A 25,309-nucleotide genomic window follows, 5' to 3' on the forward strand; every position below is an offset into this window, starting at 1 on the left:
AGAGTGCCGCACTTGTTCCTATCCTTCTTTCCGAAGCCGAAGCTCTTTTTCATTTCCTTTGTCGTCTGGTCACTGGTCGCCGTTGCCGTCTGGTATGGTGGGGGCGAACAGCTGGGTGCCGTCTTCGGGATGCCGCCTCTGCCGTCGGATGCGCCGCCGATCACCGGCATTTCAGCCTTCTGGTCGCCCGCCTTCCTCTGGTTCTATCTCTACTTCGCGCTGGTGGTCGGGTTATTCGCGGCGTTCTGGTATGTTTACTCACCACATCCCTGGCAGAACTGGTCGATCCTGGGATCCGCCCTCATTCTCTTCGTCACCTATTTTCAGGTGCAGGTCAGCGTCGCGATCAATAATTGGTATGGGCCGTTCTGGGATCTGATCCAGGCAATCGTCTCGAAGACGAAGGTGGTGAGCGCGGCGGAGTTCTACGGAGAGATTGCCGTCTTTCTCGGCATTGCCATGGTTGCCGTCGCCGTCGCGGTCATAACCCGCTTTTTCGTCAGCCATTACATCTTCCGCTGGCGCACGGCGATGAACGAATACTACATGACCCACTGGGGCAAGCTGCGCCATATCGAAGGCGCGTCGCAGCGTGTGCAGGAAGACACGATGCGCTTTTCCACGACAGTAGAAGGTCTTGGCGTTAGCCTGATCGACAGCGTGATGACGCTGATTGCGTTTACGCCGGTCCTGATCCGGCTTGAGGCGCATGTGAGCGAACTGCCGATCGTCGGCGTTGTCCCCTATCCACTCGTGACGGCCGCGGTGCTCTGGTCGCTGTTCGGTACGGTGTTCCTGGCGCTCGTTGGTATGAAGCTGCCGGGCCTGGAGTTCCGCAACCAGCGTGTCGAAGCGGCCTACCGCAAGGAGTTGGTCTATGGTGAGGATCACGCCGATCGCGCCCAGCCGCCGACGGTAGCCGATCTATTTCAAAACGTTCGCCGGAACTATTTCCGGCTCTACTTCCACTATCTGTACTTCAATATCGCCCGCATTTTCTACTTGCAGATCAACGGTATCTTTTCGCTGTTGATCCTGGCGCCCTCGATCATCGCCGGAAAGATCACGCTCGGTGCGTTGAACCAAATCTCCGGTGCTTTCGGACAGGTCACCTCGTCGTTTCAGTACTTGGTTTCTTCGTGGCCGACGATCGTTGAGCTCTTGTCGATCTACAAGCGCCTGCGTGCCTTCGAGGCGACGATCGATGATGAGCCACTGCCCGAAATCGACAAGAAGTTCATCGAGGTCGGCGGCGAAGAGGAGCTGGCCTGAGCCAGTCCGAACGGGTAGCAATCAGAAGGCGGAGCGATCCGCCTTCTTTTTTGCCTGTTCTATCATCGGCAATGCCTGGGCATAACTGACACAGGCGACGTCGGGCTTGCCGCAGACTTCGCTCAGCAAGCGGTCGAGCGCGCGCCAATAGGCGCCACCGTTCATCTCGACGAAATGAAAGCCGAGCTGCAGCGGAATGCGGTCGCCGGCATATTCGCGGTCGAAGGCTTTTCGGTAAGCCTCGTAGGTGCGTTCCTCGAAACGCGCGCTGTCCTTCTTGTTCTCGACACCCATCGAATGACGGACGAAGAGATTGTAGTCCATGCCGATGACGGGGCGCCGCGACGGGCCTTCGGGGATCAGAGGCAAGCCGAAACGCGGCATCCCCTCTTTCGTGCTCGGCCAGCCCGGGCCCTTGGTCACCAGGCTCGCGTCATAGGTGAATTTCGCGGCTGTCAGGGCGGGCAGCAGGCCGTCGCTCAGCGACAGATAGGGGGCTCTGAAGCCTTTGATGCCGGTCCTTGCGAACTCGGCCCAGCCCGCGGGTTCCGCCTCGGGCTTGCCGGCCTTCTTCCAGGCGTCGCTGAGGGCCGCATTGAAGGTCGCAAACTCGCTCAGCCAGTCGGCCTTGCTCCAGCCCTTGCCGTCGAAATGGCCGCAGGCGTGGCTGGCAATGTCGTGGCCATTGAGATGCGCCTGCCAGATGTGGCCGGCGCGAGCCGCGATCTCCTCCCGGCTCTGGGCAAAACCGACATTGGAGCGGCCGGGCTTCTGGCCCGGCGGCCTGTAGATTGCCTTGCCGTCCGCTCGGGTCATCAGGAAGGTGCAGGAGAGGAAGTAAGTGAAATGCGCGCCGGTGCGCTTTGCCATCGCCAGGCTTTTTTCCCAAAGCGCATTGTCGTGCGCGCCGTCGAAGGAAACGATCACCAATTGCTTGTCGCCAGCCGGAACCGTTGCCGGCGTTGACGGTTCAGCCCCGGCAATGGCGGGAAACAGGGCGAGCGAAAAGGCGAGGGGAATACGGATCATGATCAACTGCAATGATTGGTTTTGTCGCAAATGGTTCGAAAATGCGGCAATCCTTTGATCGGTCTGGAAAAAAGGCGCCAGCAAGGCTACTCCATAGTTCCCGGCGCCGGAATCAGGCGAAGGAACGAATTACGTAGCGAATCAACGCGCTACAGTGTCCGCTGCAGGTTCAGGCCGACAGTCGGTGCTGTATTGATCCGATATCTCAAACAAAAGCGGTGACCCATGGCGATACTCGTTCTCGGCATCATCATCTTCCTCGGCATGCATCTTATTCGCGTCGTTGCGCCCGGCTTTCGCGCCGGCGTCATCGAGAGCCGCGGCAAGGGCGCGTGGATGGGGATCTATGCCATCCTCAGCCTCATCGGCCTCTGTCTGATCATCTACGGCTTCGGCCAGGCTAGCAGCGAAACGGGCATGCTCTACGACCCGCCGGTGTTTCTGCGCCATATCGCGCTTCTCCTGATGCTCTTCGCCTTCATTTTCCTTGCAGCCGGCTTCCTTCCGGCCGGGCGCATCGCCGTCGCGGTCAAACACCCGCAGGTGCTGTCGATCAAGATCTGGGCGCTGGCGCATCTGCTGGCCAATGGCGAGACGTCCTCCGTCCTGCTGTTTGGCTCGTTTCTCGTCTGGGCGGTGATCCTGCGCGTCTCGCTGAAGCGCCGTGAGCGGGCGGGCGAACGGGTTCTGCCGGTATTCAAGTCGGCTATGAACGACGTGCTGGCCATTGTCATCGGTCTCGCCGTTTACGTGCTCTTCGTCTGGAAGCTGCACGAATGGTTGATCGGTGTTCCGCCTGTGGTGATGGGCTAAATAACGTTCGCCCCCTTACAAGCGCCGCAAAATCGGGTAGAAGGCGCAAAATCCATGAGAGTGCGGCGCGTGCGCAAGGACGTGGCGCACATGCTCGAAGAGTTTGAGATCGTGTGCTGTTCCTGTCTTTGGCGGTTTGAACGGCCCACCAGTGCAGGCAAGACCGGGGCAGTAGATGGCGAACCAAGACGACAGCTTTATCCGCGAGGTCAATGAGGAACTGCGTTCCGACCAGATGAAGAGCATCTGGGCCCGCTTTAGCGGCTTTATCGTGGCGATCGCCGTGCTCATCGTTCTCGGCACCATCGGCAAGGTCGGCTACGACTATTGGCAGGACAGCGCCTCCTCGAAGTCGGGCGATGCGTTCCTGCAGGCGCTGAACCTTGCCAAGGAGAACAAGGCAGACGAGGCACTGACGGCCTTGAACGCTCTGGAGAAGGACGGCTACGGCGCCTATCCCGTGCTGGCTCGTCTGCGCGCTGCAACGCTTCAGGCGCAGAAGGGCGAGACGGACGCGGCGATCAAGGCGTTCTCGGCCATCGGCAGGGACGGCAGCGTTCCGGCTGCCATTCAGGACGCGGCGCGGTTGCGCGCCGCCTATCTGCTGGTTGATGCCGGAAGCTATGATCAGGTCTCGGCCGAGGTCGAGCAGCTGACGACGCCGCAGAACAACATGCGCCATTCGGCACGCGAGGCGCTCGGGCTTGCAGCCTACAAGGCCGGCGACTACGCCAAGGCCAAGACTTGGTTCCAGCAGATCGTTGACGACGCGCAGAGCCCGCGCAACGTCTCCGGTCGTGCCCAGATGCTGCTCGACGTGATCGCTGCCAGCGGCAAGGCGTAAGCTTCCGCCCGTCCCAAAGGATGGGCAACCGGGTACATGACCCGTTCGAATCAGCGCATGATCCCGAGATCGATCTCGATCTTGGGGTTGTGCGCTAAAGTATTTAAAGCAGTTCCAGCAAAAGTGCGTAGCGGTTTTGCGTCCGGGACTGCGTAGGACAGACAAGCAGTTCCAGCAAAAGTGCGCAGCGGTTTTGCGTCCGGGACTGCGCAAGACAGACAAGCAGTTCCAGCAAAAGTGCGCAGCGGTTTTGCGTCCGGGACTGCGCAAGACAGACACGCAGTTCCAGCAAAAGTGCGCAGCGGTTTTGCGTCCGGGACTGCGCAAGACAGACAAGCAGTTCCAGCAAAAGTGCGCAGCGGTTTTGCGTTGGGAACGGCTTAGAACAATCAGAACAGTTCCTAGCGGAACTGGCGCCGCCTGGATGCGGCAGAAAACAAGATTTGAGCGCGGTCGTCCAATCGGCTTTCGCGCTCCAAGCGGAAACGGATAGATCCATGAGCTTCACCGTCGCCATCGTCGGGCGCCCCAATGTCGGCAAATCCACCTTGTTCAACCGTCTGGTCGGCAGGAAGCTGGCGCTCGTCGACGATACGCCGGGCGTTACCCGCGACCGGCGGCCGGGCGAGGCGAAGCTGATCGACCTGCGCTTCCGCATCATCGATACGGCCGGTCTCGAGCAATCGGCGCCCGACACGCTGCAGGGCCGCATGTGGGCGCAGACGGAGGCCGCGATCGACGAGGCCGACCTTTCGCTGTTCCTGGTCGACGCCAAGGGTGGCCTGACACCGGCAGACGAGACGCTGGCCGAAATGCTGCGCCGGCGCGGCAAGCCAGTGGTGCTGGTCGCCAACAAGTCCGAGGCGCGCGGTTCCGACGGCGGTTTCTACGATGCCTTCACGCTCGGCCTCGGTGAACCTTGCCCGATCTCGGCCGAACACGGCCAGGGCATGCTCGATCTGCGCGATGCAATCGTCGCTGCGATCGGCGAAGAGCGCGCCTTCCCGCCGGAAGACGACGTGGCCGAGACCGATATCGATCTGCGTCCGACGGATAGAGACGAAGAGGGTGAAGAGGTCGAGGCCGCCTATGACGAGACCAAGCCGCTGCGCGTGGCTATCGTCGGCCGTCCGAATGCCGGCAAGTCGACGCTCATCAACCGCTTCCTCGGCGAAGACCGACTGCTGACAGGCCCCGAAGCTGGTATCACCCGCGATTCCATCTCGGTCGAGTGGGATTGGCGCGGTCGCACCATCAAGATGTTCGACACAGCCGGCATGCGCCGCAAGGCCAAGGTGCAGGAAAAGCTGGAAAAGCTCTCGGTTGCCGATGCGCTGCGGGCCATCCGCTTTGCCGAAACCGTTGTCATCGTCTTCGACGCGACCATCCCATTCGAGAAGCAGGACCTGCAGATCGTCGATCTCGTCCTGCGCGAGGGCCGGGCGGCAGTGCTTGCCTTCAACAAGTGGGACCTGGTCGAGGACTGGCAGGCGGTGCTTGCCGATCTTCGCGAAAAGACCGAGCGGCTGCTGCCGCAGGCGCGCGGCATCCGCGCCGTGCCGATTTCCGGTCACACCGGCTATGGCCTCGACCGGTTGATGCAGGCGATCATCGAGACCGACAAGACCTGGAACCGCCGCATCTCGACTGCGCGGCTCAACCGCTGGCTGGAATCGCAGACGATCCAGCATCCGCCGCCGGCGGTCTCCGGCCGTCGCCTGAAGCTCAAGTACATGACGCAGGTGAAGGCTCGCCCGCCGGGCTTCATGATCTCGTGCACGCGTCCCGATGCGCTGCCGGAATCCTATGTGCGTTACCTGATCAACGGCCTGCGCAATGATTTCGACCTGCCGGGCGTGCCGATCCGCATGCATTTCCGTTCGGGTGACAACCCTTACGAATCGAAGGCGAAGAAGCGGCGCTAGGAAAAGTGTGAAACGGTTTTCCGTCCGGAATGGCGTCCCTTGAGATGAACTGGGCGACCCTGCCGCTCAGGCGGCAGGCAGCTTTTCCGGAGCCACAAGCGCACCGTGATGGCCGATGACGCCGGCGGCGACGCTTGCCGCAAAGGCGGCGGCTTGCGCTGGCCTGTCACCCGCGACAAGACGGGCGACGAAGGCGCCGTTGAAGCTGTCGCCCGCACTCGTGGTATCGACGACGCGCTCGACCGGCGTTGCCGGCACGTGCTCGATCGGCGCATCGCCGAAGGCGAGCGTCACACCCTTCTCGCCATCCTTGACGACGACATTGGCCGCGCCGAGGCCCTTGTAGCGCGCAATCGTCGCTTCGATCGAAGCATCGCCGAAGTGCGTGACCTCATCGTCGAAGCTCGGCATCACCAGGCTCGCGGCACGGGCGCCATCGGTCAGCGTCCGGCGCATGCGCTCGGCATCGTCCCAAAGGCGCGGGCGGATATTGGGGTCGAAGACCACCAGCTTGCCGGCCGCCTTGGCGCGGCGCAGTTCCGAAGGCAGCGTTTCCACCGCATCGGGCGCAAGGATCGCCAGCGTGATACCGGAATAGAGGATGAGGTCGGAGGTTTCGATCGCGCTTCTCAGATGATCGCCATCGTCGGCAAGCAGCTTGGCGGCCGAGTGCGAGCGCCAGTAGGAGAAGCTGCGCTCGCCGTCCTTCAGATGGATCATGTAGAGCCCGACCGAGCGGCTCTCGATCCGGCGCACGGTCGACGTGTCGATCTCTTTTTCCGCCATGAAGGCCAGCATTTCGTCCGACACCGTGTCGGTGCCGACTGCGGAGCAATAGCCGACGGTCCAGTCGGCCGGCATGAACAGGCGAGCGTAGTAGGCGGCGTTGAAGGTGTCGCCGGCGTAGCCTTTACGCAGCAGCCCACCTTCCGCCTGCATGAGCTCGACCATGCACTCCCCGATCGCAAGCATCTTTCCGGCCAACGTCTTTCCTCCCGCGCAGAATTTCGCCTGAGACGGGATAAGGGGCTCCGCCGCTTACGGCAAGAGATTGTTTCCGGTGACGTTGCCGAGCGGACAGGACGGCGTTTACTGATCCGACGGGCAACGCTACACCTTTGTCCGACGGATCGTCTTCAAGGGGGCATTCATGGCGTCTCTCAAGGTATCGGGTGAGGACTGGTGGCGCGGTGCGGTGATCTATCAGGTCTATCCGCGCTCGTTTCAGGACACGGACGACGACGGCATCGGTGATCTGAAGGGCGTCACCCGCAGGCTGACGCACATCGCCTCGCTCGGCGTCGATGCGATCTGGCTATCGCCGTTCTTTACCTCGCCACAGGCCGACATGGGCTATGACGTCTCTGATTATTGCGATGTCGATCCGATGTTCGGCACGCTCTCGGATTTCGATCGAATGCTGGCCGAGGCGCATCGGCTCGGCCTCAAGGTGATCATCGATCAGGTGATTTCGCACACGTCGGACCGCCATCCCTGGTTTGTCGACAGCCGGTCGAGCCGGACGAACTCGAAAGCCGACTGGTATGTTTGGGCCGATCCGAAGCCCGATGGCACGGCGCCCAACAACTGGCTGTCGATCTTCGGCGGCCCTGCCTGGGAATGGGACGGGGTGCGCAAGCAATACTACATGCACAATTTTCTCGGTTCCCAGCCGGACCTCAATTTCCACACTCCTGATGTGCAGGACGCGGTGCTCGATGCCGCGCGCTTCTGGCTCGACCGCGGCGTCGACGGTTTCCGTCTCGACACGGTGAACTTCTATTTTCACGATCGGCATCTCAGGGACAATCCGCCGCTCGTTCCCGATCCGGATGCGACCAGCAACGATGCGCCTGACGTCAATCCCTATGGCATGCAGGATCATCGCTACGACAAGAGCCAGCCGGAAAACGTCGCCTTCCTCAGGCGGTTCCGGGCGCTGCTCGACGGCTACGAGGGACGCATGACCGTCGGCGAGGTGGGCGACGGCGCCCGCTCGCTGAAGACCGTGGCCGCCTATACCGGCGGCGGCGACAAGCTCAACATGTGCTACACCTTCGACCTGCTCGGTCCGGATTTCACCGCAACCCATATCCGCCGCTGCGTCGAGAATTTCCAGAAGTCGGTCACTGACGGCTGGGTCTGCTGGGCCTTTTCCAACCACGACGTGACCCGCCATGTGAGCCGCTTCGCCCAAAGCGAGGCGGAGCGGGAGAGCGTGGCGCGACTGGCAATCACGCTGCTTTCCAGCCTTCGGGGCTCGATCTGTCTCTATCAGGGCGAGGAACTGGGACTTCCGGAGGCGGAGCTTGCCTTCGAAGACCTGCGCGATCCCTATGGCATCCGTTTCTGGCCGTCCTACAAGGGACGGGACGGGTGCCGGACGCCAATGGCCTGGGAAGAGGCGGCGCCCAATGCCGGCTTTACCGGCGGCAAGCCTTGGCTGCCGGTGCCCCCCGAACACCGGCCCCTCGCGGTGGATGTGCAGGCAGCGGAAGCCGATACAGTGCTCGGCCATTACCGGGCGACACTCGCCTTCCGCAAATCGCAGCCCGCGTTGCGCGATGGCGCGATGCGTTTCCTCGACAGCAACAGCGATCTTCTGGCCTTCGTCCGCGAAAAAGACGGCAAGCGGCTGCTGTTTGTCTTCAATCTCACGCGAGAGCCGCAGGAGTTTCTCGCACCCGATGCCCTGAAGCCCGTGGAATTGCCCGGATATGCGGCGCGCCTCGAAGCGGGTAGCATTCGGCTTGCCGGTTTGTCGGCCTTTTGCGGGACGTTCTGATGCGCGTAGTGTTGATGGATGGCGAAACCATCGGCCGCTGGGTCGAGATGCGCCTGGCGCTCTGGCCGGATACAGCCGAAGCGGAGCATCACGTCGAGGTTGAATCCTGCCTTGCCGAGAGCGAGCGCTACGCGTCCTTCCTTTGTGAGGACGAAGCCGGTGTCGCTGCAGGCTTCGCCGAGGCGTCGATCCGCCGGGATTATGTCAATGGATGCGAAACTTCGCCGGTCGCCTTTCTTGAAGGGATCTACGTCCTGCCGGGGTATCGGCGCCGTGGTGTGGCGCGCGCGCTGATAACGGCGGTGGAACGCTGGGCAACGGCCCAAGGCTGCCAGGAACTTGCCTCGGACACGGCAACGGACAATCTCAGGAGCCAGAGCCTGCATATGGCGCTCGGCTTCGAGGAGACAGAACGGGTCGTCTATTTCCGCAAGGAACTGTCGGCGGCCGGGGCTGACAATTGAGGGGAAGCTAGAGCGCCGTGCGTTCATATGAACGCACCAAGGACGCTCTAGCACTTTGATTCTAGAGCATCTTTCCGCCTCACGTGAATCCACTTGAGGGATGCTCTAGTCTCACCCTATCAGCATGAACTTGTCGACATCGACCAGTCCACGGTCTGAGATCTTCAAGTGCGGGATAACCGGCAGAGGCAGGAAGGCGAGCTGCAGGAAGGGTTCTTCCAGCGTTGCGCCGAGCGCAAACGCGGCCTGCCTCAGGTGGTGCAGCGTATCGCGCACGGACTCGTAGGGTTCGAGGCTCATCAAGCCCGCGATCGGAAGCGCGATCTCGCCGGTCACCTTGCCGTCCTCGACGACGACGAAGCCGCCCTTGATCTCGCCGAGCCGGTTGGCGGCGATCGCCATGTCCTCGTCGTTGACGCCGACGACGCAGATGTTGTGGCTGTCATGGCCGACGGTCGAGGCGATTGCGCCCTTCTTCAACCCGAAGCCTTGCACGAAACCGTTGGCATGATTGCCGTTGACGCCGTGGCGCTCGATCACCGCCACCTTGATGATGTCGCGGCCGAGATCGACGCCGGTCTGGTTGCCGACGGCCGGCAGACGATAGCGGCGGTGCTCGGTGATGATCTTGCCCGGCAGAACGCCGATGACAGACGTATCGCCGTCGGTGACGGGCACACCGAAGGCGCTGGCATGGACGTGGCCGGCCTTGACGCTGTCGAGCCCGACGGGATCGACCAACTTGCGAGTGGTAAAGAGGGCGTCGGTGACGCGGCGACCACCGGAAAACACCGTCTGAGCCCTGCAGTTCTCCAAGCTGTCGATGACCACGAGGTCGGCGCGCCAGCCGGGAGCGACGAGGCCGCGGTCGGAAAGTCCGAAGGCGCGCGCAGCCGAGATCGAGGCGGCGCGATAGATCGCCAGCGGCTCGACGCCGGCTGATATGGCCGTGCGGATCATGTGGTCGAGGTGGCCCTGTTCGGCGATATCAAGTGGATTGCGGTCGTCGGTGCAGAGCGCCAGATGCGGCGACAGGCGCTCGGTGATGATGGGGATCAGCGCATGCAGGTCCTTGGAGACGGAACCTTCGCGCACGAGGATGTGCATGCCCTTGCGGATCTTCTCCATCGCTTCTTCAGCGCTGGTGCATTCGTGATCGGTGCGGATGCCGGCCGAGAGATAGCCGTTCAGATCCTTGCCGGAGAGCAGCGGCGCGTGGCCGTCGATATGCCCGCCCTGGAAGGCCTCAAGCTTGGCGAGGCAGACAGGATCCTTGTGCACGACGCCGGGGAAATTCATGAACTCGGCAAGGCCGATGACCTTGGGGTGGCGACGGAAGGGCAGGAGCCTTTCGATCGGCAGGTCGGCACCGGACGTTTCCAGATGTGTTGCCGGCACGCAGGAGGAGAGTTGGACGCGGATGTCCATGATGGTCTCGAGTGCGGAATCGAGGAAGAACTGAATGCCCTCGGTGCCGAGCACGTTGGCGATCTCGTGCGGGTCGCAGACGACGGTGGTAATGCCGAGCGGCAGGACGCAGCGGTCGAACTCGTGCGGCGTCACCAGCGAGGATTCGATGTGCAGGTGCGTGTCGATGAAACCGGGCACGACGATGCGGCCTGATATGTCGATTTCCTCGCGCCCCTCATAGCTGCCGAAGGTGCCGACGATGCGGTCGCCCGAGATTGCGATATCGGAAGCGACCAGCTCGCCGGTCACGAGATCGAAGAAGCGCCCGCCCTTTAAGACGATGTCGGCAGGTTCGCGTCCGACGCCCTGATCGATATAGCGTTCCAGTGCTTCGGACATGAGGCAGCTCCACTTCTTCTTGTGCATGCGGCACGGCCAGCGCGGCTGGTCGTGATCGGATGGGTATTCTGGATAAGAGTAACCCTTCCCCCGTCGCCGGGGGAAGGGTCAAGATTGCTGTGCAAAGCCGCTTAGATGTTGCTGTTGAGAACGGCGCGCAGCTTGCCGAACAGCTCGTCGATCTCTGCCTTGCTGATGATCAGCGGTGGCGACAGGGCGATGATGTCGCCTGTCGTGCGGATCAACAGGCCGCTTTCATAGGCCTTGAGGAAGGCGGAGAAGGCGCGCTTGGTCGGCTCGCCCGCGATCGGCTGCAGCTCGATCGCGCCGATCAGGCCGAGATTGCGGATGTCGATGACATTGGGGCAGTCCTTCAGCGAGTGCAGCCCCTCTTCCCAATAGGGCGCCAGCTCGGCGGCGCGGGTGAGCAAGCCTTCCTCCTTGTAGGTGTCGAGCGTGCCAAGGGCGGCGGCCGAGGCGATCGGATTGCCGGAATAGGTGTAGCCGTGGAAGAACTCGATCATGTGCTCCGGGCCATTCATGAAGGCATCATGGATCTCGGAGGTGACGAAGACTGCACCCATCGGGATGACGCCGTTGGTCAGGCCCTTGGCGGTGGTGATGATGTCGGGCTTCACGTCGAAATACTGTGCGGCGAACGGCGTGCCGAGACGACCGAAACCGGTGATGACTTCATCGAAAATCAACAGGATGCCGTGCTTGGTGCAGATGTCGCGCAGCTTCTGAAGATAGCCCTTCGGCGGGATCAGCACGCCGGTGGAGCCGGCGACCGGTTCGACGATCACGGCTGCGATGGTGGACGCGTCGTGCAGCGTCACGATGCGCTCGAGTTCGGTTGCAAGGTCGCCGCCATGCTCCGGCTCGCCGCGGGTAAAGGCGTTCTGCGCCGGCAGGTGGGTGTGCGGCATGTGGTCGACGCCGGTCAGCAGCGTGCCGAACATCTTGCGGTTTGAGACGATACCGCCGACCGAAACGCCGCCGAAGTTGACGCCGTGATAGCCGCGTTCGCGACCAATCAGCCGGAAGCGCGAGCCGTCGCCCCTGGCACGGTGATAGGCGAGCGCCAGCTTCAGGGCCGTGTCGACCGATTCCGAACCGGAGTTCGTGTAGAGAACATGGTTCATGCCCTCGGGCGCGATATCGACCAATCGGTTCGCCAGCTCGAAGGCCTTGGGATGACCGAGCTGAAACGCCGGCGCGTAGTCGAGCTCGCCCGCCTGTTCGCGGATCGCCTCGGTGATCTTCGGGCGACAATGGCCGGCGTTCACGCACCAGAGCCCCGCCGTTCCATCAAGGACCGCGCGACCGTCATGGGTCGTGTAGTACACGTCCTTGGCGCCGACGAACAGGCGTGGCTCCTTCTTGAACTGCCGGTTTGCGGTGAACGGCATCCAGAAGGCGCGCAGATCATTCGGCGTGTTGAGGCGGTTCGACATTCCAGTTCTCCTCGGTCTCTCTTCTCGTCAGGCGCGGCTTCCGCCTGCATTTTTTACCCTTTGGTCAAACTATCAGGGCGCCGGGACGCGTCAAGCCTTGGGCGCTCTGCACAAAGGGCCTCGGAGGCGGCGATTTTTTGTCGCGGCTCCGGAAATTTTCTCAAGCTTAACCTGTTTGCGGCAACGCTCTCCTGCCATGCCTCGCCGGGTCCATGGCGCCTCTTCTGTAAGGCCTCTCCATCCAAGACCTGGCCAGGCAAACTCGGAGTTCGGAACGTGTTGAGGTTGGGGATAGCACACGCGGTAATTGCCGCGCTCTTCCTGCCGGGCCCGGCGGCGGCCGCCGAACTGATCGACGACGGCCGCTTCGAGGAGGCCCACGACACGTTCTGGGCGAGCGACGGACTGACGCTTTTACGGGAGAGCGGTCGGCTCTGTGTCGAAGTTCAGAGCGGCGGCGAAGCCTGGGGCCAGCTGATCGGCGTCAATGGTTTGAAACTGGAGCCGGGGCGCGTCTACCGCCTGTCGCTGACGGTGGCGACCAAGCCGGCGCGCGCAGTGCCGGCAAGGGTGCAGCGGGCTGCCGACCCCTGGACGGCAACGGCCGAATTCACCGTCGCGGGTTCGGCAAGCGGTACATCACTTCCGGTGGAGTTCGAGGCTCTCGAACCGGAGGAGGCGCAGCTCGTGTTTCCGCTGGGTGGAACCGAGGGCGGCCAGGTGTGCCTCGACGACGTTTCGCTCGTGGCGACCGGCGCTCCTTCGCGTGCGGCCAAACGGGCGACGGAGGGGCCGGTCATTCGCGTCAATCAGCTCGGCTATCTGACCGACGGTCCAAAGCGGGCGACGTTCGTTGCGGAGGCGAAGCGGCCGATCGATTTTCAGCTGCTGGATTCCAGGAACAGGATCGTCGGCAAGGGCAAGACACAACCACACGGCTTCGATCCTACAGCCGGCGTCGAAACGCAGATCGCGGACTTTTCCGCGTTCGCGACCCCCGGTGACGGCTATCGGCTTGTCTCGGGTGATTGGGCGAGCGACCGCTTTTCGATCGGCGACGATCTCTATGGGCGGTTGCGGGTCGATGCCCTGTCCTGGTTCTATCCGCAGCGCAGCGGCATTGCGATCCAGGGGGCGATTGCCGGCAAGGCCTATGCCAGACCCGCCGGTCACGTCGGCATCGCGCCGAACCAGGGCGACAAGGCCGTCCCATGCCTCAATGGTGCGCAAGCCGAGACGCTCTATGGCGACTGGTCGTGTCCTTATCAGCTTGATGTGACTGGCGGCTGGTACGATGCGGGCGATCACGGCAAGTATGTGGTCACCGGCGCCCTGTCGGCAGCGCAGCTGCTTGCCGCCTACGAACGCGGCCTTGCCTTTTCCGAGGGCTCACCGGTGATCCGCGATGGGCTGTCGCGCATTCCCGAGGCCGGCAACGGCGTTCCCGACATTCTTGACGAGGCGCGTTGGGAACTGGAGTTTCTTTTGCGCATGATGGTGCCGGATGGCGAGCCGCTCGCCGGCATGGTGCACCACAAGATCCATGACACGGGCTGGACCGTAGCCCCGATGTTGCCAGGTGATGATCCGCAGCCACGGGCGCTCCATCGTCCTTCAACCGCGGCAACGCTCGACGTCGCGGCTGTTGCTGCCCAGGGCGCGCGGGTCTTTGCCGAAGAGAACCCGACGTTTTCGGCACGGCTGCTTGCCGCCGCGCGCAAGGCATGGGTGGCAGCCAATTCCAATCCGCCGCTGTTTGCGCCGACGTCGGACGGGCTGATGGGCGGCGGCGACTATGACGACGACAGCATTTCGGACGAGCTCTTCTGGGCGGCGACCGAACTTTACCTGACGACCGGCAATCGCGAGTATCTCAGAACCCTGCGGGCATCGCCGCTGTGGACGGCAGATACCCTCTCTCCTGCCGGCGCTTTCGATTGGCGCAACGTTGCCGGTTTCGCGCGGCTGCAGCTGGCCCTTTATGGCAAGTCCTTGCCGATGGCGGATCGGGAGAAGCTCCGCAATTCTGTGCTTTCGGCAGCGCAACACCTGCTGTCGCTGCAACAGGCCGATCCCTTCGGCATTGTCTACCGGCCGCAGGACAGGCGCTATGACTGGGGATCGAACCAGTTGATGCTGCAGAACATCGTCATGCTTTCGGCTGCCTTCGATCTTTCGGGCGACAGGGCATTTCTCAACGGTGCGCGCGAGGGCATGGACTACATTCTCGGCCGCAATGCGCTGGGCCTGTCCTATGTCACCGGTTACGGCACCCGCTCGCCGCAGAACCAGCACAGCCGCTGGTACGCGCGCCAGCGTGATCCGACACTGCCAAATCCGCCGGTTGGCTCTCTTGCAGGCGGCCCGAATTCGACCATTGTCGATGATATCGCCAGGGCGCACCTGCGCGGCTGCCCGCCGCAGACCTGTTACATCGACGATATCGAAGCCTACGGGTCCAACGAAATCGCCATCAACTGGAATGCGCCGCTCGTCTATGTCGCGTCGTTCCTTGCCGATGCCCGCTAGGAGGTAGCGTGACCGGGATAGCCTTTGTCGGAACCGGCTTCGTCGCCGACTACTATATGACGACGCTCGCCAACCACCCTCAGCTCCGCCTCGCCGGTGTGTGGGATCGCGACGCCGAGCGCCTCGACGCCTTTACGCGCTATTGGGCGGTTTCTTCCTATGCGTCGCTGGAGGCGGTCTTGGCCGATCCTGCCGTCTCGATCGTCGTCAATCTGACGACGCCGGACAGTCACTATACGGTCAATCGCGCAACGCTTCTCGCCGGCAAGCACGTCTATTGCGAAAAGCCGTTGGCGATGACGGTGGACGAGGCGAGCGAACTCGTCGCACTTGCCCGCGATCGCGCACTGGTGCTTTCCGGCGCGCCTGCCAACGCCCTCAGCGATGCGCACGCGCTTTGCGCAAGCCTGCTGCAAGCCGGCGCCATCGGCACGCCGCGGCTCGTCTATGCGGAGATGGAGGACGGTCCGGTCTTTAAAGCGAACTGGCGCGCCTGGCGCAGCCGCTCGGGCGCGCGTTGGCCGGGCGTGCATGAATTCGAGGTTGGGTGCACGCTCGAACATGCAGGCTACGCCGCAAGCTGGCTCGTCTCGCTCTTCGGGCCGGTCGCCGAGGTCAGCGCGGTCTCCGCACTGACCTTCCCGGACAAGGGCCCGGGAACCGAAACGCTGGCGCTCGGCCCCGATTTTTCCGTGGGTTGCCTGGCGTTCCGCTCCGGCGTGACAGCCCGTGTCACCTGTGGCCTGGCGGCGCCGCGCGACCGCTCGCTGACTGTTATCGGCGACAAGGGCACGATCTCCGTCCGCGATCTCTGGGACAATCGTTCGCCGATCCATGTGGAGGCGTTCGGCGCGAAACGGTCGCTCACCCACCGCGGACTTGACTGGCTGGAGTGGAAACTCGGCCGCAAACTGCCGGTTCGGCTCTATCCCGGAACGAAGGTGCGTTACCCGAAGGCTCCATCGGCAGCGACTCTTCCGGCCTTTCCCTCACAGATCGATTTCATGCGCGGCATCGCGGTGCAGGCGCAGGCGATTGCAGGTGGGGAGACGCCGTACTTCTCAGGCGCCACGGCACGGCATCTGACGGAGGTCGTGCTCGCGCTCAATAGCGGCTGGCGCGATTATCGTCCTCTCGATATGTAGGCCGGGTTCGCCAGGAGTGCCGATCCTCAGGCCGCGGGTGGCCTTGCGCGGATGGTCTCGATGATTTCCAGGGCCTCGATGCTGCGCGACAGCGGCATCAGCATATGGTCGCGCCGCCCTTCAAGGATGGCAGCGCTCGCGGCCTCGATCTCGAATTGCAGGCCGTTGCCGGGAAAGCCATAGTCGAGACGCTTGAGGCCGGGCAGGGGGACGCGCCTGGCAACCTTGAAGAGGGTGAGCCGCTTGGATGCCAGCAGACTGCGGGCGGGCCTGCTGCTGGCGACGAAGAGACGGCTTGCTTTCAGGAAGGGCGCATCGATCGCCAGTGTGCCGCGATCGCCTTCGATGATGAAACGGTTATGGCCATTGCGGTCGAAACCGCAGGCGAGCTCAGCGTGGAAACCGTCATAGACCAACTTGACCTCTGCCGAGAGATCGACGCTGGAGGGCGCGCTTTTCCAGGTGCCTCCGATTGAGGCCGGCGCTCCGAAGAGATTGAGGCAGAGTGCAATCGGATAGACGCCGAGATCGAGCAGAGAACCGCCGCCGAGGGCCGGATCGAAGAACCGGCTCGCCGCGTCGAAGGGCTTTTGGTAGACGAGCTCCGCCCGCACATGCCTGATGGGGCCAAGCGTCTCGCTCGCCAGCAGCTGGCGAACCCTTGATATCGCCGGAAGGAAGTTGGTCCACAGCGCTTCCATGACGAAGGCGCCGCTGGCGGTCGCTGTTCTTGCAAGCGCGCGCGCATCGGCGAGCGTTGTCGTCAATGGCTTTTCGATCAGCACCGCCTTGCCGGCGGCAAGCGCGACGGCGGCGTGCTCGCGATGCAGCGCGTTGGGAGACGCGATGTAGATCGCGTCGACATCCGGTGCGTCGGCTAGGGCCCGGATATCCTGATAGCCGCGAATGCCGCCAAAACGCGCAGCGAAAGCATCGGCCTTCGCAGCGCTGCGGGACGAGACGGCGACAAGGCTCGCATTGGCCGCAAACTGAAAGTCCGACGCAAAACTGTTCGCGATTGTACCGGTGCCGGCGATGCCCCAACGGACCCTGTCACGCATTCTCGATGTCCGCTGTTGCCTGCGATCTGTTGCGCGACATGGTGCCGTGCAAGTCTCAAGGCTCGGTAAACGCAGAGACTTTCGCGTTGCTCAACAGTCGCCGCAAAAGAATAAGCCCCGCGCGATTTCTCGTGTGGGGCTGTTCGAGCGGGTCCGCGCGTGCGGACGAGATCAGGCCGACTTGCGGACCGGAGTCTTTTCTGCGGTGGCGTTCTGGTCGTCGCCGTAGATCTGGGAAAGCGTGCCCAAAATCCGCATGACCGCTTCCGATGAGCTCGAATAATAAATCGTCTGCGCATCGCGGCGCGTGCTGACCAAGTTCTGGGCACGGAGCTTCGAGAGGTGCTGGGAAAGAGCCGACTGGCTCAGCCCAACTTTGTTGGCCAATGCGCCGACTGCCATCTCTTCCTTAACGAGGGAATCGAGGATGAGGAGGCGCTTAGGATTTGCCATGGCCGAGAGGAAACCGGCTGCTACCTCGGCTTCATCGTGTTTTTCAGGCGTGAGTGGCTGCATTGCGTGCTCCATGCGAAAATTACATCACACGTAGTTATGGTTGACGAAGCAAGATAATTAGTCGTGATGCATAAAAGGGCAACCACCTACTGCAAGAAATGGGGGTAGCTCTCCAGCGATTAACCGTAAAGTTCACGCAAAATTGCCCGTAAATTGGAACTATCTTCGATAGGCGCCGGAAATTCCAGGCGTTTCAGTCGATCACCCTCGGCCAGATCGAGCCCGGCGGCGTCGATGCCGACGATCTTCCAGTTGCCTTCCGGTGCGTTGCAGAGCTTGACGGCATAATGTTGCACCGCGTCGGAGTGGTCGGCATTCATATGTTCGATCGCGCTTGCCTCCTTGGCAGCGAGCGAGGCGATCGCCGGCGTGTCGATCACCAGGTCTTTGGTCGTCAGGACATAGGCGCGGCCGAAGCCGCCGTTGAGGCTGGCGCGCAGCGGTACCAGCCGGAAGAAGCCGAAATCGGGGAAATCGACATAAAGCTTCGACTTGGGGTGGCGGCGAACGAATCGCTCGCGGATGCGCGCATGCGCCTCGCTGTCGCGGGCGACCTGCTCGGCGGTGCATTGCACGGTAAGGCGCGGATGGGCCAGTGGATCGCCCTTGCCGGGCTCGCCGGTCAAAAGCGAGGCCCTGACGTCGGCAAGCAGCGCCTGGGTGTGGGTGGACAGCTTCGAAATCAGGATTACCGGCACGCCGTCGACATCTATGCCGACGAGGACGCGGCTGACGAAAGGAAAGCCGCCACTGTCAGGCTCGATTGCGGCGAGCGAGCCGCTGCGCGCGCCACGCAGAAGCGTGCGGGCGAGGGTGCGGGCTTCGTCGTCGGTGTCGCGCAATACGCTCGGCTTGTCGCTCATGTCTTTGAACCTTTCCTGCCATGCTATCATCGCTCGGGAACAAAAAAAGCCCGGAGCGCTTCTCCGGGCTTTTATTGGCTTGTTGAGCGGCTTCGTCAACTTTTGTTGCGATGGCGCGTCAGTCCCTCAACGACATCCTGAGCATTGATCGTGCCGACGACCGATCCGTTGTCGACGACCCCGATGCTGCCCGGCTGGCGCGACATCGCGTCGAGAATATCGACGAGCGGTGTCGTCGGCTTGGCCGTGGCTGTGACGCCGGCAACCGTCGCGCCGCGCTGAACGCCCGTTTGCATCACGTCCATCGCCGTCAGCATGGTGATCGGGTTCATGTGCTGAACGAAATCGGCGACATACTGGTTGGCCGGATTCTTGACGATATCCTGCGGCGTGCCGCACTGGATGATGCGGCCGCCCTCCATGATGGCGATGCGGTTGCCGATGCGGAAGGCTTCGTCGAGATCGTGGCTGACGAAGATGATCGTCTTCTTCAGCCGCCGCTGGAACTCGAGCAGTTCATCCTGCAGACGGGTGCGGATCAGGGGATCGAGTGCCGAGAACGGCTCGTCCATCAGAAGAATCGGCGCGCCGGTGGCAAAGGCGCGGGCAAGCCCAACGCGCTGCTGCATGCCGCCCGAGAGTTCGTTGACCTTGCGCCCCGCCCACTTCGTCAGGTTGACGAGCTCGAGCTGCTCGCCGACACGCGCCTTGCGCTCGGCGTCCGGCATGCCGGCAAGCTCGAGACCGAAGCCGACATTGTCGGCAACGGTGCGCCAGGGCAGCAGCGCGAACTGCTGGAACACCATCGAGACCGTGTGCATGCGGAAATCGCGCAGCGATTTGGCATTGGTGCGATAGGGATTGAGCGCACCGTTTGCGGTCTTCACCTCGACGTCGCCACGCACCACCGGGGCGAGGCCGTTGACGGCCCTGAGCAGGGTCGACTTGCCGGAGCCCGACAGCCCCATCAGCACGAGGATCTCGCCTTCGGTGATTTCGAGCGAAGCGCCGGCGACGCCAAGCACGAGGCCGGTTTCGGCGCCGATCTCGTCGCGGGTCTTGCCCTGGTCGACCATCTGCAGCGCGGTTTGCGGGTTGTTGCCGAAGATGATGTCGACATTCTTGAAAACGACGGCGTTGGTCATGCGCCTTCTCCTTCGTCGGACGAGCGGAAAAGGCGGTCGAGAATGATCGCCAGGATGACGATGCAGAGGCCGGCTTCGAAGCCCTTGGCGATGTTGACCGTGTTCAAGGCTCTTACGACCGGAACGCCAAGGCCGCTGGCGCCCACGAGTGCGGCGATAACCACCATCGACAGCGACAGCATGATCGTCTGGGTGAGGCCAGCCATGATCTGCGGCATGGCAAAGGGCAGCTCCACCTTGCGCAGCACCTGGCCGGGGGTCGCGCCGAAGGCCTGTGCGGCTTCCACCAGAGACGGCGGCGTCGAGATGATGCCGAGGCGCGTCAGCCGGATCGGTGCGGGAATCGCGAAGATTACCGTGGCGATCAGGCCCGGAACCATGCCGAGCCCGAAGAGGATCAGCGCCGGGATCAGATAGACGAAGGTCGGGATCGTCTGCATCAGGTCAAGGATCGGCCGCATGACGGCATAGACCCAGGGGCGACGGGCGGCTGCGATGCCGAGCGGCACGCCGACGGCCATGCTCACGGCGGTGGCGGCGAGCACAAGCGCCAGCGTTTCCGTCGTTTCCTTCCAGTAGCCCTGGTTGATGATCAAAAGCAGGCCAAGGCCGGTGAACAGCGTTATGCCGATCGAGCGGCGGAACCACCAGGCGAGCCCGGTGATGACGGCGACGACGATCAGCGGGTGCGGGGCATAAAGGACCCAGAGCAGCGAGTCGGCGACGGTCTGAAGGAAGCGGGCGAGCTGGTCGAAGAAGAAATCGAAGTTCGTCGTCAGCCAGTCGACGAATGCCTTGGCCCAGCCCCCGATGGGGATGCGGTTATCGGTCAGATATTCCACGAAGGTAATCCGTCTCGTCAGGTCAAAAAGGAGCGCGTGACGCGGTGAAAAAAGGCGGGGTCTTTCCCCGCCTTGGTGCCGATCAGAGGCCGAGCGCGGCCTTGACCGCGGCGAGGCCGTCGCCGCCATCCTTGGCGGTCACACCGGCAAGCCACGGATCGACGGCACCAGGATTGGCTTTCAGCCATTCCTCGGCCGCCTTGTCCGGCTCCTGCCCGTCGTTCAGGATCTTGCCCATGATCTCGTTTTCCATCTGGAGCGAGAACTTCAGGTTGGTCAGCAGCTTGCCGACGTTCGGGCACTCGGTGGTGTAACCGGCGCGCACGTTGGTGAAGACTTCGGCGCCGCCGAAGTTGGCGCCGAAGATGTCGTCGCCGCCCGAGAGATAGGTCAGCTTGAAGTTGGCGTTCATCGGATGCGGTTCCCACCCGAGGAAGACGACCGGCGAGCCGTCCTTTTCGGCGCGGGCGACCTGCGCCAGCATGCCCTGCTCGGAGGATTCGACCACCTCGAAGCCCTTGAGGCCGAAGGTGTCCTTGTCGACCATGTCGATGATCAGGCGGTTGCCGTCATTGCCCGGTTCGATGCCGTAGATCTTGCTATCGAGCGCGTCCTTCTTGGTGGCGATGTCCTTGAAGTCCTTGATGCCGAGCTCTGCGCCCTTGGCGTTCGTCGCTAGCGTGTACTTGGCGCCCACCAGGTTCGGCCCGAAGGATTCGACCGATTTGTCGTCGAGATAGGGGCGCACGTCGTTTTCCTGGGTCGGCATCCAGTTGCCGAGGAAGACGTCGATGTCCTTGTTCTTGAGCGAGGTGTAGGTGACCGGGACCGAGAGAACCTTGATATCGGTCTGGTAGCCGAGGCCCTTGAGAACGGTCGAGACCGTCGCTGTGGTTGCAGTGATGTCCGTCCATCCGACGTCGGAGAAACGGACGGTACCACAGCTTTCCGGCTCGGCAGCTGCAGCCTGCCCGGCGGAAAGCGCGACGAGCGAAACGGCGCCCGCCAGCATGACTTTGAGAGAGAGTCCTTTTATCATCGTTGTCGTTCCCCTGCCTCTATTATTGTTTTAGCCAAACACCATTGGATAGCGAATTCAAGCGCTTTGATGTCGAAGGAAGTGTATTGCGTCAATATGCTGACGGGGTGCACGATGCGACGCTGCATGTCGCAATGTCCACGAAATGGTCTAGTCCGGCGAAAAACTGTGGGTGCCGCAAACGCGCTCTGGCCTTCCTGGGCAAGCCTCGTCATTACCCGGAGAACGGAAAACCGGACGCGGTGACAATGGCCAAACTCTATTTCAGCTATGCGACGATGAATGCCGGCAAGAGCACGATGCTGCTGCAGGCTTCCTACAACTACCAGGAGCGCGGCATGCGCGTGGTGATGCTGATCGCCGCGCATGACGACCGGGGAGGGGTTGGTCGCATCTCGTCGCGCATCGGGCTTGGCGCGGATGCCATCCCGTTCCACGGCGACGACGACCTCTACGCGCTGATCGAAACGCTGCATAAGGATGGTTCAGGCGAGATCGCCTGCGTCTTCGTTGACGAGGCGCAGTTTCTCAATGAGGCGCAGGTCTGGCAGCTCGCCCGCGTCGCCGACCGGATCGGCATCCCGGTCATGGCCTATGGCCTGCGCACCGATTTTCAGGGCAAGCTGTTTCCGGGCTCGATGGCGCTGCTCGCGATCGCCGACGAACTGCGCGAAGTGCGTACCATCTGTCACTGCGGCCGCAAGGCGACGATGGTCGTGCGCCTCGACGGTCAGGGCAAGGTGGTGCGCGAGGGCGCCCAGGTCGAAGTTGGCGGCAACGAGAAATATGTGTCCTATTGCCGGCGCCATTGGGACGACCTGATGCGCTGCGAGTGACGGAGACAGCTGCGACCGACTGACCTGTTGCGGCCGCCGCCGTCGCAGTGCCATTCTCGTCCGGTGTTGTCAGCAAGAGGTTTTCGATGCGGCGCCTGCTTCCCAGTCTTTTCCTCTGTCTTGGTCTCGGAACATCGGCTGCATATGCTGGTGGCGATGCGACGGCGGGGGCCGCGGTGTTCCGCAAATGCGCCGCCTGTCACACCGCAAGCGAGCCAGTCAACCGGGTGGGACCGAGCCTTATGGGTGTCATCGGCCGGCCGGCCGCTTCGGTTGACGGCTACAGCTATTCGGATGCTATGAAGGCCTTTGGCGCCGAAGGGCATGTCTGGGACGAGGCGACGCTGAGTGAGTATCTCTTGAGCCCCAAGGCGATGGTCGGCGGTACCAAGATGAGTTTTCCGGGTCTCAAGAAGCCGCAGGACATTGCCGACGTGATCGCCTACCTGAAGGCGCCGCCGGCCGCCAAATAGGCAATGCTTTCGATATCTCAAGCACTTCGCTGTCGTGGCTGACCAAAAAGCTGCCGGGGAAGGCTTGTCCTCTTCCCGTAAACATCCTTTATATAACTGCAATCGAAGGCTGAATAATTTGGCCGTGCTGGCGGATCTTGCCACGATGGATCGAGGGGGAAGAAATGGCGACTCTTCAGAATTTTGACGCGGAGATCGAGAAGACGAGAAGCGTCGTCAATGAGATGCGCGGCAAGCTCGAACAATCCGGCGTCGTGCTGGAGCAGTTTGCCAAGGCTGAGACCAAGCTCGGCGACGTCAATTTCGACATCGAAAACGCCCGCATCCAGGATGTCCTCAACCAGCAGAAGGTGATGGAGGCGAATATCGCCGACCTGATCATCGGCCTTGAGGATGCGACCAACGTCTTCGGCTCCGAATTCGAGAGCATGAAGAGCTACACGGGCTACGAGAAGTTCATCGGCATCTTCTCCAAGCAGAAGATGCAGCGCATGCGCACGGACCGGGTGCGCAACATGTCGCTTGCCGGCAACCTGCAGGAACTGCTGTCGAAGTCCGACATGATCGTCGGCATCCTCAAGGAACAGAAGTCGATCCTCGACCAGCGCTACAAGACCTCGGAACAGAGCCTGATCCAGGTGATCGAGCGCCGCAAGGGCACGATGTCGAACCTCGAAGCCGTGCAGAAGCGCATCGAGGAGCTGAACCCGCTGCTGCTCGACATCGAAAACCGCATTGCCGCCTCGACCGAGCAGAAGGTCCGCACCGAGCTTGAAGGCGAGCGTTCTGCGCTTGCCACCGAGTACAATGAGAAGCAGGCCAAGGAGCAGGAACTGCTTGCCGAAAGCCAGACGCTCGAACGCTATACCTCGATGTTCCAGACCTTCGTCGATTCGCTCAACAACCAGATCGCCGCGCAGAACACGCTGATCAACAAGCTGACGATCGATACCGAGCAGCGCATCGTGCTCTACAAGGCGCTGGAAGATTCGCTGAAAACGGCGGCCCAGCAGGATGTCGCCCACAAGATCAATACGCTCGGCAGCCAGGTGGACACGGCCGCTGAAGAGACGATGGCCGGCATTGGTGCAGCCGCGCAGCGCCACATCGGCGATCTCCTCGAAATGCATGAAAAGAACATGCTTTCGACGCAGGATATCCAGCGCCGCAAGAAGCTCGCCGACGACGCCTTTGCCCGCCGCTTCCAGTCGGTGATGGATAAACACAACACTGCCAATTACGTGAAGCAGTGATCGGCCGGCGCATGATCCGAACCGAGTTTGCCGTCCGGAGCACGCCACGGGGATTTGCATGAAAGTCGCAGCTTCATCCGCTGTCGGACAGTATTTCGCGTCGATCCACGCGGCACTCGCCGGGCTCGAACTCTTTCTCGGCGACCGCAACTCGCCGCTTTATCGCAACACCGTGGTCGGTGAGGTGATCGTTCCCTATCTCGGCCGGCTGAAGGCCTCGATCGACTGCTGGGAGAACCGGATCGGGTTTGTCGACCAGTTCCGGATTTCGCGGGCCGAAAGCGGTTTTCCGGTGTTCCAGAATGTGCTTGAGCTGGAGAACGATCGCCAGACGGCGGCGAAGCGTCTGGCCGATATTCCTTCGGCCGATGCGCTGCGCGAAGAGATGGTCGATTTCGTCCTCAGGCAGAAGGCTTTTCCCGAAGCGCTGCAGGCGCGCATGGCTGAGCGGCTCTATCTCGAGCAGATCGGCAAGGGTGAGATCTTCTCGCCCTTCATCCTGCCGGAAACCATCCGCGTCGCCGTCAATTCCAAGACGATGCGGCCCTATTATGTGGTGAGTTGGGGCGCGTTTGACGGCACCAGCACGCTGCCGATGGTCTACATGGCGACGATCGAGGATTCGTCTGAAAAGATCGTCGAGATGCTGGTGACCGAAGACGGCAAGCTCAATCCGCAGGTCGAGATCCCGCTGCCGGTCGGAGGCCTGCTCAATCCCGACCTTGCCAGCCGCTTCGACGATTTCGCCTCCAAGAACAGCAGCTATTCGCTGACCCCGGTGACGATCGCCACCAATCTCGACAAGGATTTTGACGAGCTGCACCCGAAGCAGCTGCGCCGCATCGTGCTCGGCCCCTTCTATTCAGCCGGGATCACCGAAAACAATGCGCGCATCAACGACATCCTCTCCAAGGTGCGGAAAACCGAGAATGCCTGGCTTCTGACCTGGACGGTGCAGGAGGTCTTCTCCAAGGCGGAGCGGCCGGCCAAGCGCGGCTTCTGGTCGACGACGCCGGCGCAGGAGGAATTCCACATCGACACTGCCAATCTGGAAGCGACGCGCATGGGGGTCTCTTCCTATGAAAAGCACGCGCTGGTGCCGCATGACGCCTATCAGGCGCTCTATGCCGCCGGCGAAGCTGAACAGGTGTTCGGTGACTACAAGGTCCACGTCATTTCCGGCAACCAGGTCGTAAGCGAGGTTTGACG

The 25,309-nt window shown here is 62.2% G+C and carries 22 protein-coding genes; 12 read left to right on the plus strand and 10 right to left on the minus strand.

The genetic code is table 11. From position 1 onward, the window contains the following. The first annotated feature begins 12 nt into the window (after positions 1 to 12). Entirely contained in the window at positions 13 to 1,272 is a 1,260-nt protein-coding gene (gene sbmA, locus BBX50_RS08845) for a peptide antibiotic transporter SbmA (protein WP_065774951.1), read from the plus strand. A 21-nt stretch (positions 1,273 to 1,293) separates the two neighbouring features. On the opposite strand, the gene BBX50_RS08850 is transcribed toward sbmA, so the two are convergent. Then, the gene (locus BBX50_RS08850) at positions 1,294 to 2,301 is read right to left on the minus strand and encodes a polysaccharide deacetylase (RefSeq protein WP_065775412.1); all 1,008 of its coding nucleotides are present in this window, start codon (positions 2,299 to 2,301) and stop codon (positions 1,294 to 1,296) included. A gap of 225 nt (positions 2,302 to 2,526) precedes the next feature. Here BBX50_RS08850 and BBX50_RS08855 point away from each other — a divergent pair, with 225 nt between their 5' ends. From BBX50_RS08855 to der, 3 genes are all read left to right on the plus strand, one after another. Beyond that, positions 2,527 to 3,114, plus strand: coding sequence for an NnrU family protein (locus BBX50_RS08855; protein ID WP_065774952.1), 588 nt, complete (start codon positions 2,527 to 2,529; stop codon positions 3,112 to 3,114). 175 nt (positions 3,115 to 3,289) lie between these two features. Beyond that, positions 3,290 to 3,958, plus strand: coding sequence for a tetratricopeptide repeat protein (locus tag BBX50_RS08860; RefSeq protein WP_065774953.1), 669 nt, complete (start codon positions 3,290 to 3,292; stop codon positions 3,956 to 3,958). Positions 3,959 to 4,455: 497 nt separating this feature from the next. Next, positions 4,456 to 5,883, plus strand: a complete 1,428-nt coding sequence (der, locus tag BBX50_RS08865) for a ribosome biogenesis GTPase Der (RefSeq protein WP_065774954.1) — start codon at positions 4,456 to 4,458, stop codon at positions 5,881 to 5,883. A gap of 66 nt (positions 5,884 to 5,949) precedes the next feature. Here der and BBX50_RS08870 read toward each other — a convergent pair whose 3' ends face one another. Further along, positions 5,950 to 6,867 (minus strand): sugar kinase, encoded by a 918-nt coding sequence (locus tag BBX50_RS08870; protein ID WP_065774955.1) that lies wholly within the window; start codon positions 6,865 to 6,867, stop codon positions 5,950 to 5,952. A gap of 166 nt (positions 6,868 to 7,033) precedes the next feature. Between BBX50_RS08870 and BBX50_RS08875 the strand changes: the two genes are divergently transcribed. After that, complete coding sequence (locus tag BBX50_RS08875) at positions 7,034 to 8,668, plus strand: alpha-glucosidase (RefSeq protein ID WP_065774956.1); 1,635 nt, start codon at positions 7,034 to 7,036, stop codon at positions 8,666 to 8,668. Further along, the gene (gene aac(6') / locus BBX50_RS08880) at positions 8,668 to 9,132 is read left to right on the plus strand and encodes an aminoglycoside 6'-N-acetyltransferase (RefSeq protein ID WP_065774957.1); all 465 of its coding nucleotides are present in this window, start codon (positions 8,668 to 8,670) and stop codon (positions 9,130 to 9,132) included. Before BBX50_RS08875 ends, aac(6') begins: the two co-directional genes overlap by 1 nt. Positions 9,133 to 9,243: 111 nt before the next feature. On the opposite strand, the gene ade is transcribed toward aac(6'), so the two are convergent. Both ade and BBX50_RS08890 read right to left on the minus strand, forming a co-directional pair. Next, entirely contained in the window at positions 9,244 to 10,941 is a 1,698-nt protein-coding gene (gene ade / locus BBX50_RS08885) for an adenine deaminase (protein WP_065774958.1), read from the minus strand. A gap of 131 nt (positions 10,942 to 11,072) precedes the next feature. Next, complete coding sequence (locus BBX50_RS08890) at positions 11,073 to 12,398, minus strand: aspartate aminotransferase family protein (RefSeq protein WP_065774959.1); 1,326 nt, start codon at positions 12,396 to 12,398, stop codon at positions 11,073 to 11,075. A gap of 276 nt (positions 12,399 to 12,674) precedes the next feature. On the opposite strand from BBX50_RS08890, the gene BBX50_RS08895 reads away from it, so the two are divergent. Beyond that, entirely contained in the window at positions 12,675 to 14,927 is a 2,253-nt protein-coding gene (locus tag BBX50_RS08895; RefSeq protein WP_065774960.1) for a glycoside hydrolase family 9 protein, read from the plus strand. A 56-nt stretch (positions 14,928 to 14,983) separates the two neighbouring features. Next, positions 14,984 to 16,072, plus strand: coding sequence for a Gfo/Idh/MocA family oxidoreductase (locus BBX50_RS08900; protein ID WP_065775413.1), 1,089 nt, complete (start codon positions 14,984 to 14,986; stop codon positions 16,070 to 16,072). Between the two features lie 26 nt (positions 16,073 to 16,098). On the opposite strand, the gene BBX50_RS08905 is transcribed toward BBX50_RS08900, so the two are convergent. The 6 genes from BBX50_RS08905 to BBX50_RS08930 all read right to left on the minus strand — a co-directional run bounded on the left by BBX50_RS08905 (position 16,099) and on the right by BBX50_RS08930 (position 21,538). After that, positions 16,099 to 17,133 carry a Gfo/Idh/MocA family oxidoreductase gene (locus BBX50_RS08905; RefSeq protein WP_065774961.1) on the minus strand — a complete coding sequence of 345 codons (1,035 nt, stop codon included), beginning with the start codon at positions 17,131 to 17,133 and terminating at the stop codon, positions 16,099 to 16,101. Positions 17,134 to 17,304: 171 nt separating this feature from the next. After that, positions 17,305 to 17,649 carry a metalloregulator ArsR/SmtB family transcription factor gene (locus BBX50_RS08910; RefSeq protein ID WP_065774962.1) on the minus strand — a complete coding sequence of 115 codons (345 nt, stop codon included), beginning with the start codon at positions 17,647 to 17,649 and terminating at the stop codon, positions 17,305 to 17,307. A gap of 119 nt (positions 17,650 to 17,768) precedes the next feature. Continuing rightward, entirely contained in the window at positions 17,769 to 18,512 is a 744-nt protein-coding gene (locus BBX50_RS08915; protein ID WP_065774963.1) for a HugZ family protein, read from the minus strand. 95 nt (positions 18,513 to 18,607) lie between these two features. After that, positions 18,608 to 19,657 carry a choline ABC transporter ATP-binding protein gene (gene choV / locus BBX50_RS08920; RefSeq protein ID WP_065774964.1) on the minus strand — a complete coding sequence of 350 codons (1,050 nt, stop codon included), beginning with the start codon at positions 19,655 to 19,657 and terminating at the stop codon, positions 18,608 to 18,610. Continuing rightward, the gene (gene choW, locus BBX50_RS08925) at positions 19,654 to 20,499 is read right to left on the minus strand and encodes a choline ABC transporter permease subunit (protein WP_065774965.1); all 846 of its coding nucleotides are present in this window, start codon (positions 20,497 to 20,499) and stop codon (positions 19,654 to 19,656) included. Before choW ends, choV begins: the two co-directional genes overlap by 4 nt. 82 nt (positions 20,500 to 20,581) lie before the next feature. Then, positions 20,582 to 21,538, minus strand: a complete 957-nt coding sequence (locus BBX50_RS08930) for a choline ABC transporter substrate-binding protein (RefSeq protein WP_065774966.1) — start codon at positions 21,536 to 21,538, stop codon at positions 20,582 to 20,584. Positions 21,539 to 21,786: 248 nt separating this feature from the next. On the opposite strand from BBX50_RS08930, the gene BBX50_RS08935 reads away from it, so the two are divergent. The 4 genes from BBX50_RS08935 (at position 21,787) to BBX50_RS08950 (ending at position 25,307) form a co-directional block, all read left to right on the plus strand. Further along, positions 21,787 to 22,374: a thymidine kinase gene (locus BBX50_RS08935; RefSeq protein WP_065774967.1), complete on the plus strand. Its 588-nt coding sequence runs from the start codon at positions 21,787 to 21,789 to the stop codon at positions 22,372 to 22,374. A gap of 86 nt (positions 22,375 to 22,460) precedes the next feature. Then, entirely contained in the window at positions 22,461 to 22,847 is a 387-nt protein-coding gene (locus BBX50_RS08940; protein WP_065774968.1) for a cytochrome c family protein, read from the plus strand. A 164-nt stretch (positions 22,848 to 23,011) separates the two neighbouring features. Beyond that, positions 23,012 to 24,100 (plus strand): hypothetical protein, encoded by a 1,089-nt coding sequence (locus BBX50_RS08945; protein WP_065774969.1) that lies wholly within the window; start codon positions 23,012 to 23,014, stop codon positions 24,098 to 24,100. Between the two features lie 58 nt (positions 24,101 to 24,158). Then, complete coding sequence (locus BBX50_RS08950) at positions 24,159 to 25,307, plus strand: hypothetical protein (RefSeq protein ID WP_065774970.1); 1,149 nt, start codon at positions 24,159 to 24,161, stop codon at positions 25,305 to 25,307. Positions 25,308 to 25,309 lie beyond the last annotated feature (2 nt).

It is taken from the genome of Ensifer sp. LC11 (assembly GCF_001695835.1).
GTDB lineage: Bacteria > Pseudomonadota > Alphaproteobacteria > Rhizobiales > Rhizobiaceae > Ensifer.